Source organism: Pseudomonas sp. RL (genome assembly GCF_000647775.1).
In the GTDB taxonomy this organism is placed as follows: domain Bacteria; phylum Pseudomonadota; class Gammaproteobacteria; order Pseudomonadales; family Pseudomonadaceae; genus Serpens; species Serpens flexibilis.
In genome coordinates, this window is the sequence record NZ_JBOY01000013.1 from 20,783 (window position 1) to 32,170 (window position 11,388).

General features: G+C 65.3%; 10 protein-coding genes. 6 read left to right on the plus strand and 4 right to left on the minus strand.

The features are described 5' to 3' along the window. The first annotated feature begins 68 nt into the window (after positions 1-68). Positions 69-302 carry a hypothetical protein gene (locus tag AS93_RS0103525; protein WP_027589309.1) on the plus strand — a complete coding sequence of 78 codons (234 nt, stop codon included), beginning with the start codon at positions 69-71 and terminating at the stop codon, positions 300-302. A gap of 6 nt (positions 303-308) precedes the next feature. On the opposite strand, the gene sulA is transcribed toward AS93_RS0103525, so the two are convergent. Beyond that, positions 309-761: an SOS-induced cell division inhibitor SulA gene (gene sulA / locus AS93_RS0103530; RefSeq protein WP_027589310.1), complete on the minus strand. Its 453-nt coding sequence runs from the start codon at positions 759-761 to the stop codon at positions 309-311. Positions 762-778: 17 nt separating this feature from the next. Further along, on the minus strand, positions 779-1,390 hold the full coding sequence (gene lexA, locus AS93_RS0103535; RefSeq protein WP_027589311.1) for a transcriptional repressor LexA: 612 nt from the start codon (positions 1,388-1,390) through the stop codon (positions 779-781). Between the two features lie 186 nt (positions 1,391-1,576). On the opposite strand from lexA, the gene AS93_RS0103540 reads away from it, so the two are divergent. The 3 genes from AS93_RS0103540 (at position 1,577) to nagZ (ending at position 3,894) form a co-directional block, all read left to right on the plus strand. Then, a complete protein-coding gene (locus AS93_RS0103540; RefSeq protein WP_027589312.1) occupies positions 1,577-2,284 on the plus strand; it encodes a TetR/AcrR family transcriptional regulator in 708 nt (235 codons plus the stop codon). Positions 2,285-2,351: 67 nt separating this feature from the next. Further along, a complete protein-coding gene (locus AS93_RS0103545) occupies positions 2,352-2,876 on the plus strand; it encodes a L,D-transpeptidase (RefSeq protein WP_027589313.1) in 525 nt (174 codons plus the stop codon). A gap of 22 nt (positions 2,877-2,898) precedes the next feature. Continuing rightward, positions 2,899-3,894, plus strand: coding sequence for a beta-N-acetylhexosaminidase (gene nagZ / locus AS93_RS0103550; protein ID WP_155956101.1), 996 nt, complete (start codon positions 2,899-2,901; stop codon positions 3,892-3,894). A 158-nt stretch (positions 3,895-4,052) separates the two neighbouring features. On the opposite strand, the gene AS93_RS0103555 is transcribed toward nagZ, so the two are convergent. Beyond that, positions 4,053-4,601, minus strand: a complete 549-nt coding sequence (locus tag AS93_RS0103555) for a CsiV family protein (protein WP_027589315.1) — start codon at positions 4,599-4,601, stop codon at positions 4,053-4,055. A 12-nt stretch (positions 4,602-4,613) separates the two neighbouring features. After that, positions 4,614-8,057, minus strand: coding sequence for a transcription-repair coupling factor (gene mfd, locus AS93_RS0103560; RefSeq protein WP_027589316.1), 3,444 nt, complete (start codon positions 8,055-8,057; stop codon positions 4,614-4,616). Positions 8,058-8,260: 203 nt separating this feature from the next. Between mfd and AS93_RS0103565 the strand changes: the two genes are divergently transcribed. Continuing rightward, positions 8,261-9,703, plus strand: a complete 1,443-nt coding sequence (locus tag AS93_RS0103565) for a glyceraldehyde-3-phosphate dehydrogenase (RefSeq protein ID WP_027589317.1) — start codon at positions 8,261-8,263, stop codon at positions 9,701-9,703. A 347-nt stretch (positions 9,704-10,050) separates the two neighbouring features. Beyond that, positions 10,051-11,388, plus strand: a complete 1,338-nt coding sequence (locus AS93_RS0103570; RefSeq protein ID WP_027589318.1) for a Na(+)-translocating NADH-quinone reductase subunit A — start codon at positions 10,051-10,053, stop codon at positions 11,386-11,388.

An 11,388-nucleotide genomic window follows, 5' to 3' on the forward strand; every position in this document is an offset into this window, starting at 1 on the left:
TCGTCCGACCACTAGGGCAATGTCTGTCGGGCTGCTACAATGCGAGCCCTCTCGCTGGGATCGAAATTATGCCGACCGCTTTCCTGGAAATCGTCGAACTGCCTGATGGCCGAATCGCGTTGCGCCGCGCCGAAGACGAGGAAACGCTGGTGACCTTGGAGTTCTCCGCTGACGCTCGCGAATTCCTGCAGGGGCAGCACGTCGAGGTAGCCAAGGCCATGCTGAGTGCCGGACTGCAGATGGCCGGTCGACTGGTCGAAGGTGAGCTTCCCGAGTCGGATGGCCCGCGGGTTCTGCACTGAATCCGCTCAGCTCATGCGTATGTTCAGGCTCTGTGCGCAGCCTTGGCGGGCTGCACGGGCCAGTGCCCGGCTTTCCTGAGCCGACAGCGGCAGCCAGCTGACCACGGTATGGCTGCGCCCCAGCCGCAGGGCTTCGCAGGCGAGTTTGAAGGCTGATTGGCGGTCCCGGGCCTGCAGCAGCAGAATGCGTTCGCGGTTCAGCGAAGCGCTGCGCAGCCAGGCCGGTGTGAGCGGCGAGGGCGGGGCAATCAGTGTCAGCCAGCGGGCATCCGCTGCCTGACTCAGTTCCCGCAGGATGGGTCCCAGCAGGCTCAGGCAATGCCCGGCCGCGCCGCGCAGCGACAGTTCGCTGACATGGTCGGCGGTTTCCGCCGGTTCGCTGGCTTCCCCAAGGGGCAGCAGCAGAGGATCGAACAGGGAAGGCTGGAAGCGATCGGGCATCTGCTGCTGGTACTGCATGGGAAGCTCCTTGCCGGCTAGCGGCGAATGACACCGACGCTGAGGCCTTCAATGGTCAGTTGCTGGTGCTCGAGATCGACCTTGATGGGGGCGAACTCGGGGTTTTCCGCCAGCAGCCAGACGTGTTTGCCGTCACGCTTGAAGCGCTTGACGGTGACTTCCTCATCGAGGCGGGCGACTACGATCTGCCCATTGCGGGCTTCCTGGGTGGCGTGAACGGCCAGCAGGTCGCCATCGAGAATGCCGGCGTCCTTCATGCTCATGCCGCGGACCCGCAGCAGATAGTCGGCGCGCGGTTTGAAAATGCCGGCATCGAGCTTGAAGGTGTCTTCGATATGCGCCTGGGCGAGGATCGGAGCGCCTGCCGCGACCCTGCCGATGACCGGTAGGCCGCCCTCGTCGCTTTCCTGTTGCTCGCCTTCGGGGATGCGGATGCCCCGGGATGCGCCGGGAATCATCTCGATGGCGCCCTTGCGGGCCAGGGCCTTGAGATGTTCCTCGGCGGCGTTGGGTGACTTGAAGCCCAGCTGCTGAGCGATCTCGGCGCGGGTGGGCGGGTAGCCGTGGCGCTCCAGGCTGTGCTTGATGAAGGCCAGAATCTCGGCTTGGCGGGGCGTCAGTTTCAGCATGTCCAGCCTCTGTGTATTTATCCAGTTGCTGGGATTATATACAGTGTTTTTGCCGCTCGCCAATCACCAGGCGCCCGGACGATCGCCGAAGTGCGCAAGTGCTGCGATGCCTGCGGCAAGTTGCCTTGACTGGGCGCAACCGAAAACGTATGTTTCAAACAAGTGTTTGTCAGGTGAATGAAGACGATGGCTCAGTCAGAAACCGTGGAGCGGATACTCGATGCGGCGGAACAGCTGTTCGCCGAAAAGGGCTTTGCCGAAACGTCGCTGCGGCTGATCACCAGCAAGGCCGGTGTCAATCTGGCGGCGGTCAACTATCACTTCGGCTCCAAGAAGGCGCTGATCCAGGCGGTATTCTCGCGCTTCCTCGGGCCATTCTGCGCCAGCCTGGAAAAGGAACTGGATCGCCGACAGGCACTGCCGGAGCATAAACCGGAACTGGAAGAGCTGCTCGAGCTGCTGCTGGAGCAGGCACTGGCCGTGAAGCCGCGTAGCGGCAATGACCTGTCGATCTTCATGCGCCTGCTGGGGCTGGCGTTCAGCCAGAGCCAGGGCCATTTGCGCAAGTACCTGGAGGAGGTCTATGGCCGGGTGTTTCGCCGCTACATGCTGCTGGTGATCGAGGCCGCGCCCAAGATTCCGCCGCTGGAACTGTTCTGGCGCGTGCATTTCATGCTCGGAGCGGCGGCCTTCAGCATGTCGGGTATCAAGGCGTTGCGCGCCATGGCGGAGAACGACTACGGCGTGCATACCTCCACCGAACAGGTCATGCGCATGATGGTTCCGTTCCTGGCCGCTGGCGCGCGCGCCGACACGGGTCTCACCGATCCGAACCTGATGGCGGCTCAGCTCAAGCCGCGCAGCAAATCCGGCAATGCGCCCGCCAAGGCCTGACCGCCGGGCGGTTGGGCTCCACGTAGGCATGCGCTAAGCTAGCGGCCTGTTTCCGGGCCGTCATGCCATGCCTGCTCTCGACTTCCTGCATATCTCGCTCGCCGATCAGTGCCTGTATGGCTTCGCTGACGGCGTGCTGTGCCTGCGCGTGCCGGTTTCCACCGCGCTCAACGGAGCGGGTGAGCGGCTGGGCAGCGGCTGCACGCCGCGCGGCCTTCATTACGTGCGGGCGAAGATCGGCGAGGGTCTGCCGGAGGGTGCGGTGCTGCGCGGTCGGCGCTGGACGGGCGAAATCTGGACGCCGGAACTGCATGCCTCTTTCCCGGCGCGCGACTGGATCCTGACCCGGATTCTCTGGCTCAGCGGCTGTGAGCCAGGACGCAATCGGCTGGGCGAAGTGGATACCTTCCGTCGCTACATCTATCTGCACGGCACGCCGGATTGCGAGCCCTTGGGTGTGCCCGGGTCCCACGGTTGCGTACGCTTGCGCAACCGTGACCTGCTGAAGCTGTTTCCCCGCGTGCCGGCCTACTGCCCGGTGCGTATCGACGAAGCGCCGTGTCCACAGTGGGCCGGTGCACCATTGTCATAAGGATTTTTCCGTGAGCACTGTTTTGCAGGGTTCCCTGATGCTGGACATCGCCGGCACCTGGCTGACCGCCGAGGATCGCCAACTGCTGCGCCAGCCGCAGGTCGGCGGGTTGATTCTGTTTGCCCGCAACATCGAATGTTCGCGTCAGGTTCGCGAGCTGATTGCCGCGGTCCGCGCCCTGCGTCCCGACCTGCTGCTGGCAGTGGACCAGGAGGGCGGGCGGGTGCAGCGTCTTCGCCAGGGTTTCGTGCGCTTGCCGGCCATGCGCCGGATCGCCGAGTGCGCCCGGGCCGAGCCGTTGGCCGAGCACTGCGGCTGGTTGATGGCCACCGAGGTGCTGGCGGTCGGTCTGGATCTGAGCTTCGCTCCGGTGCTGGACCTGGATCACGGCCACAGCGCGGTGATTGGCGATCGCGCCTTCGCCAGCGACCCGGAGCGGGCGGCCCGGCTGGCACGTGCCTTCATTCGTGGCATGCGCCAGGCCGGCATGGCCGCCACTGGCAAGCACTTCCCCGGCCATGGCTGGGCCGAAGCCGATTCCCACGTGGCCATCCCCCGTGACGGGCGCAGCCTCGAACAGATCCGCGCCTGCGATCTGCAGCCCTTCGCCCGGCTGGCGCAAGACCTGGCGGCGGTCATGCCGGCGCATGTCATCTACCCGGAAGTGGATCCGCAGCCGGCCGGGTTCTCGCGTCGCTGGCTACAGGACATCCTGCGCGGCGAGCTGGGCTTCAAGGGTGTGATCTTCAGCGATGACCTGTCGATGGCCGGCGCCCACGTGGCGGGCGACGCGGCGGCTCGCATCGAGGCGGCACTGACCGCAGGCTGCGACATGGGGCTGGTGTGCAATGACCGGGCCGCGGCGGAGCTGGCCTTGTCCGCCTTGCAGCGCTTGCGGGTTCAGGCGCCGCAGCGCCTGGCCAGCATGCGCGGCCGTGGTTACGCGACCTGCGAATACAAGCAGCGGCCGCGCTGGCTGAAGGCGCTGAGCGAACTTCGTAGTGCGGGATTGGTGTAGCGGCTTTTCACTAGGGGCCGTCCCACCCTCGATGCTACAGGTGGTGGCAGGGTTGTAGTGCGGTCAGCGCTGTTCTGGCCGCAAGCGCGCCGTGCCGGCGCGATGGTGGGCAAGGAAAACGTTGCCCACCCTACAGGCTTCGTGCGGGCCGGACCGCCTTATTCCGGCGTGGCACGCACCAGCAGCCCCAGACTGGTGCCATCCACGAAGGTCAGCTCGCCCGGCTTGAGGCGGCGGTTCTGCTTGATCTGCTCGCTCTGCACGATCTGCCCTTCATTCAGCTGGTTGACCCACAGCTCGGCCTGCATTTCTACCAGGCGATCCAGGCGCAGGCGCAAGGTGCCTTGCACCGGATACTGGCCCAGCTGCGGTTCGCCTTCGCCGATCGCCACGCGGGTGGCGGTCGGGCCCAGGGTCTGGCGCCAGGCGCGGTGCATCAGCACCTCGTAGCCGTTCTCCGGTGTCAGTTTGGCCACTTCCGCGTCCAGCCGCGTACTGGCGCGCAGATCGCTGGCGCGCAGGTCGGCATTGCGAGTCCAGTCCTCCGGGGCCGGCTGGCCGCTGGCGATGGGTTCACCCTGGCGGAACAGCACCACTTCCAGATGGTAGGGCACCGGGCCGGTGCTTTCGGTGGCGGGCGCGGTCTGCGCCTGGGCCAGCGGAGCCAGCAGGGCCAGCAGCAGGGCGAAGGGACGGATTAAGCGCATCGGGCGGGTCCTTCAGGCAGGTTGTGGAGCGAGGCGTTCAAGCAGGGCCTCGAGCGTATTGAAACGTTCTTCCGGGCGCTCCATGGGCACCTGGAACTTGAACAGGGTAGCGCCTTCGAACTTGTAGCGGTTCGGCTGGCTCTGGATCAACTTGATCAGTGTGAGCGGGTCGACGCAGGTATTGGCGGAGAACTCCAGGCGCCCGCCCTGCGGACCGGCGTCGATCTTCTGGATGCCCAGTTTCTCGGCCTGCAGTTTCAACAGTGTCTGGCGGATCAGGTGCTTGGCCGGCTCCGGCAGCAGCCCGAAGCGGTCGATCATCTCCACTTGCAGTTCCTGGAGGGCGTCTTCATCCGGCGCCGAAGCGATGCGCTTGTAGAGGATGAGGCGACCGTGCACATCGGGCAGGTAGTCGTCCGGAATCAGCGCCGGGACGCGCAGGTTGATCTCGGTGCCACTCGCCAGCGGCTGGTCGAGGTTCGGCTGTTCACCCTTCTGGATGGCCTTGACCGCGCGTTCGAGCATTTCCATGTACAGGGTGAAGCCCACCGCCTGGATCTGCCCGCTCTGGCCCTCGCCGAGCAGTTCGCCGGCGCCGCGGATTTCCAGATCGTGGGTGGCCAGCACGAAGCCAGCGCCCAGGTCCTGGGCGTTGGCGATGGCTTCCAGGCGCATCTGCGCGTCCTCGGTCATCTGCCGGCGCGGCGGAGTAAGCAGGTAGGCGTAGGCCTGGTGGTGGCTGCGGCCGACCCGGCCGCGCAGCTGGTGCAGCTGGGCCAGGCCGAACTTGTCGGCGCGCTCGATGATGATGGTATTGGCGGTGGGCACGTCGATGCCGGTCTCGATGATCGTCGAGGCCACCAGCACATTGAAGCGCTTGTGGTAGAAGTCGCTCATCACCTGTTCCAGCTGGCGCTCGGGCATCTGCCCATGGCCAATGGCGATGCGCGCCTCGGGCACAAGCGCGGCCAGTTCGGCGGCGCACTTCTCGATGGTCTTCACGTCGTTGTGCAGGAAGTACACCTGGCCGCCGCGCAGCAGTTCGCGCAGCAGGGCTTCCTTGATCACTGCCGGCTGGCGCTCCATGACGAAGGTGCGCACGGATAGGCGACGCGCCGGCGGCGTGGCGATGATCGACAGGTCGCGCATGCCGGCCACCGCCATGTTCAAGGTACGCGGAATCGGCGTGGCGGTGAGGGTGAGGATGTCCACCTCGCTGCGCAGCGCCTTGAGCTGTTCCTTCTGGCGCACGCCGAAGCGGTGTTCCTCGTCGATGATCAGCAGGCCCAGGTTCTTGAAGCGGATGTCGTTCTGCAGCAACCGGTGGGTGCCGATGACGATGTCCACCTTGCCCTCGGCCAGCAGCGCGGCGGCGTCGGCGATTTCCTTGGCTGACTTGAAGCGGCTCATCACTTCGACGCGCACCGGCCAGTCGGCGAAACGGTCGCGGAAACTGTTGTAGTGCTGCTCGGCCAGCAGGGTGGTGGGCACCAGCACGGCGACCTGCTTGCCGCTGTGCACGGCGATGAAGGCGGCGCGCATGGCCACCTCGGTCTTGCCGAAGCCGACGTCGCCGCACACCAGGCGGTCCATGGGCTTGCTGGCCAGCATATCGTGGCGTACCGCCTCGATGGCCGCTTCCTGGTCGACGGTTTCCTCGAACGGGAACGCGGCGCTGAAGGTTTCGTAGTCGGCGGCAGGGTCCTTGAAGGCATAGCCCTTGCGGGCCGCGCGACGGGCATAGATGTCCAGCAGCTCGGCCGCCACATCGCGCACCTGCTCGGCGGCCTTGCGCTTGGCCTTCTGCCACTGTTCGGAGCCGAGCTTGTGCAGCGGGGCCAGTGCCTCGTCGCTGCCGGTGTAGCGGGCGATCAGGTGCAGGCTGGTGACGGGCACATACAGCTTGGCGTCGTCGGCGTACTGCAGGACGAGGAACTCGTTGCTCTGGCCGTCATAGTCCAGGGTGACCAGACCCTGATAGCGGCCGACACCGTGATCGATATGCACCACCGGGGCGCCCTCACGCAGTTCGGTGAGGTGCTTGATGACGTTGTCGCCGTGGTCGCGGGTCTTCTCCCGGCGCCGACGCTGCATGACGCGCTGGCCGAACAGCGGGCTTTCGGGAATCAGCGCCAAGTCGTCGAGCAGCAGCCCCTCGTCCAGCGGCGCGATGCAGATGTTCAGCCGTTCGCCGCTGGCCAGGAAGTCCACCCAGCCATTCACCTCGCGGGGCTTGAGCTTCAGGCGGCCGAGCAGCTCCAGCAGCGCTTCGCGACGGCCTGCCGTCTCGGCGCTGAACAGCACGCGGCCGGAATACTCCTCAAGGAAGCGGCGCAGCGCGGCCAGCGGCTCGGCGGCCTTGGCCTGCAGCGCCAGATCGGGCAGCGGCCGGGCCGGAAAGCGCTCACGGCCGACGCCGGTTTGCAGGTCCTGGCTGTCGACGACCACGCGGGGCCAGCGCTTCAGGCGGGCGAAGCAGTCCTCCACGGGAACGAAGAGTTCGGCCGGCGGCAGGACGGGGCGCTCGGGGTCCAGGCGGCGGTCCTCATGGCGGTTGCGCACGTCCAGCCAGAACTGCTCGGCGGCCTGCTCGATGCCCGGCAGAGAGAATACCTGGGTGTCTTCGGGCAGATAGTCGAACAGCGTCGAGGTTTTCTCGAAGAACAGCGGCAGGTAGTACTCGATGCCCGCCGGGGTGATGCCGGTACTCAGGTCCTGATAGATCGGGCAGCGGCGGAAATCCACATCGAAACGCTCGCGGAAACGGCCGCGGAAATCGGTGACCGACTTCTTGTCCAGCGGGAACTCGCGGCCCGGTAGCAGGCGGATCGATTCGACCTTGTCCACCGAGCGCTGGGATTCCGGGTCGAAGGTGCGCAAGGTCTCGATCTCGTCATCGAACAGGTCGATGCGGTAGGGCGTGTCGCTGCCCATCGGGAACAGGTCCAGCAGCGCGCCGCGGACGGCGAACTCGCCGTGTTCGTAGACGGTTTCCACGCACCGATAGCCGGCGGCTTCCAGCCGCCCGCGCATGTCCTCCACATCCAGGCGCTGGCCCACGTCCAGCACCAGGCTGCGCCCGAGCAGGAAGCGGGTCGGCGCCAGGCGATGCAGGGCGGTGTTGACCGGCACCACCAATATGCCGTGACGGATCTCCGGCAGCCGGTAGAGGGTGGCGATGCGCTGGGAAATGATGTCCTGGTGCGGCGAGAACTGGTCGTAGGGCAGGGTTTCCCAGTCGGGGAAGTGCAGCACCGGCAGGGTTGGCGCGAAGAAGGCGAGCTCTTCCTTCAGGCGCTCGGCGCTCTGGCTGTCGGGAGTCAGCAGCAGGGTAAGGCGCCGGCCGGCCGCGCTGGCGGCCTCGGCGATGGCCAGGGACAGGGCGGCGCCAGGCAGGTTGCCCCAGTGCTGTTTGCCTGCCGCGGACGGCAGGGTCGGAAGACGCAGTACGGACACGGGCGACTCGGATCGGGGAACGAAAGTCGGCAATTGTAACGTGCCGAGCCGAGGCAGGCACCGTGGATGCCGTCGTTTGCAAGTGCGGCGCGCCGGGAGGGCTACACTGGTGCCTCGAAACGGCTGCCGATTGCCCCGTCCGTGGCTCGCCGGCATAATGTAGCCCCTTTTTTTCCGTCCTACATGTAGCGAAGGTACTGCCTGTGACTCAGAAGCCCGACCAATGTCTTGGTGAGTGGATCGACCGCGAAGCTCTGGCCGAGGCCATGATTCCGCTGATCGGTCAGCTCTACCGCAACAACAATGTGGTGACCTCGATCTTCGGTCGCGGCCTGATCAACCGTTCGGTGATCGCCATTCTCAAGGCGCACCGCTTTGCCCGTCACCGCCTGAGCGGCGAAGACGAGCTGTCGGTGCATGACAGCTACACCATCCTCAAAACCATGAGCGAGATGAACCTGGGTGCCGCGTCGGTCGACCTGGGCAAGATGGTCGCCAAGTACAAGGCAGCCGGCGGCACCGACCTGGCCACCTTCGTGCGCGAAGAATTGGCCAGCCTGGCCAACAAGCGCGGCGAGAAGCGCGAAGGCACCGATGTGGTGCTGTACGGCTTCGGTCGTATCGGCCGCCTGCTGGCGCGCATCCTGATCGAGAAGACCGGTGGCGGCGACGGCCTGCGCCTGCGCGCCATCGTCGTGCGCAAGGGCGCCGAGAACGACCTGGCCAAGCGCGCCAGTCTGCTGCGTCGCGACTCGGTGCATGGTCCGTTCGACGGCACCATCGTCATCGACGAGGCAAACAACACCATCACCGCCAACGGCAACCTGATCCAGGTGATCTATTCCAACGATCCGTCTTCGGTGGACTACACCCAGTACGGCATCAAGAACGCCCTGCTGGTGGACAACACCGGCAAGTGGCGTGACGCCGAAGGCCTGGGCCAGCACCTGAAGTGCCCGGGCGTGGATCGCGTGATCCTCACTGCCCCAGGCAAGGGTGCGCTGAAGAACATCGTGCATGGCATCAACCATGCCGAAATCACCCCCGAAGACAAGATCGTCTCCGCGGCCTCCTGCACCACCAACGCCATCGTGCCGGTGCTCAAGGCCGTCTATGACAAGTTCGGCATCGTCCATGGCCATGTCGAGACCGTTCACTCGTACACCAACGACCAGAACCTGATCGACAACTTCCACAAGGGCAGCCGCCGTGGTCGCAGCGCTCCGCTGAACATGGTGATCACCGAGACCGGCGCAGCCACCGCTGCCGCCAAGGCCCTGCCGGTGCTCAAGGGCAAGCTGACCGGCAACGCCATCCGCGTGCCCACGCCGAACGTTTCCATGGCCATTCTCAACCTGACCCTGGAAAAGGCCACCGACCGCGAGGAGATCAACGAGTACCTGCGCCAGATGGCCATGCACTCGGAGCTGCAGAAGCAGATCGACTTCGTGCAGTCCCAGGAAGTGGTGTCCACCGACTTCGTCGGTTCGCGCCATGCCGGCGTGGTCGACGCCGAAGCGACCATCTGCAACGAAAACCGTGTCGTCCTGTACGTCTGGTACGACAACGAGTTCGGCTACAGCTGCCAGGTGGTGCGCGTGATGGAAGACATGGCTGGGGTCAACCCGCCGGCCTTCCCGCGCTAACCGCTTCGCGGGCGTCACAAGGACGGGAGCTTCGGCTCCCGTTTTTCATTTGCGGTCCGTTGCTGGGGCGTGCGCGCTCAGCTTCGCTCGGCCGAGGGGCTGCTTTCGCATGCGCCTGTGCGCTGCGGCAATATGCCCCCGTTCGACGGGTTGACTGTTTTGGATCAAGAAAATAGCGCCATCCCGGTGGCCATTTTGTAGGGTGCGTCCTTATAATCGGCCGGATTTTTTAGGGGTTCGGCAGACTTTGTGCATGCGACGAAACTTCCTTTCGTCGGCAATTGGACCTTGGTCCAATGCGCAGGGATTGCCGAAGCGAAAATTTCAACTACTGGTTAGGCATCCTGATGATCAGAATAAAACGTGGGCTTGATTTGCCCATCGCCGGCGCTCCGGCGCAGCGCATCGAGCCGGCTCGGCCGGTGCGCAGCGTCGCGCTGCTGGGGCCCGACTACCACGGCATGAAACCGACCATGGCTGTTCAGGTCGGGGATCGCGTCAAGCTGGGTCAAGAGCTGTTTTCTGACAAGAAGAACCCGGGCGTGATCTACACCGCGCCGGGTGCCGGCGTGGTCAGCGCGATTCACCGGGGCGAGAAGCGCGTCCTGCTGTCCGTGGTCATCGACCTGGACGGCGATGAAACGGTGCGATTCGCTCATTACCCGGTTGAAGCGCTTGGACAGCTGAGCGACGCGCAGGTTCGCGAGAATCTGCAGCAGTCCGGCCTGTGGACGGCGCTGCGCACTCGTCCGTACAGCAAGGTGCCTGCCGTCGACGCCGTTCCCTCGTCCATCTTCGTCACTGCCATCGACACCCATCCGCTGGCTGCCGATCCGCAGGTCGTCATCGCCGATCAGGCCGATGCCTTTGCTCAGGGTCTGCAGGTGCTGGCGCGCCTGGCCAAGGTGCAGCTGTGCAAGGCCGAAGGCGTGCAGCTGCCGGGCGAGAGCCTGGCCAATGTGCACACCGCGGCCTTCGCCGGTCCGCACCCGGCCGGTCTGGCCGGCACCCATGTGCACTTCCTGGACCCGGTGAGCGCCAGCAAGAGCGTCTGGACCATCGGCTATCAGGATGTGATTGCCATCGGCAAGCTGTTCACCACCGGTGAACTGTCCGTCGAGCGCGTGGTGGCCCTGGGTGGTCCGGTCGTGACTCAACCGCGTCTGCTGCGTACCCGTCTGGGCGCGCATCTGGACGAGCTGACCGCCGGTCAGCTGAACCCGGGCAATTCCCGGGTCATCTCCGGCTCGGTGTTCGGTGGCCGTACCGCCCATGGCGCACTGGCCTACCTGGGTCGCTACCACCAGCAGGTTTCCTGCCTGGCCGAAGGCAAGGAGCGCGAAATGCTCCACTACCTGCGTGCCGGCGTGAACAAGCACTCGGTACTGAACGTTTTCGTGTCCAAGCTGATGGGCAGCAAGCTGTTCAACTTCACCACCACCACCAACGGCAGCCCGCGCGCCATGGTGCCGGTCGGCAACTACGAGGAAGTGATGCCGCTGGACATCCTGCCGACCCAGTTGCTGCGCGCCCTGATCGTCGGCGATACCGAAACCGCACAGAAGCTCGGCTGCCTGGAACTCGATGAGGAAGACCTGGCGCTGTGCAGCTATGTGTGCGCCGGCAAGTACGAGTACGGCCCCATCCTGCGGGACAACCTGACTCGCATCGAGAAGGAGGGCTAA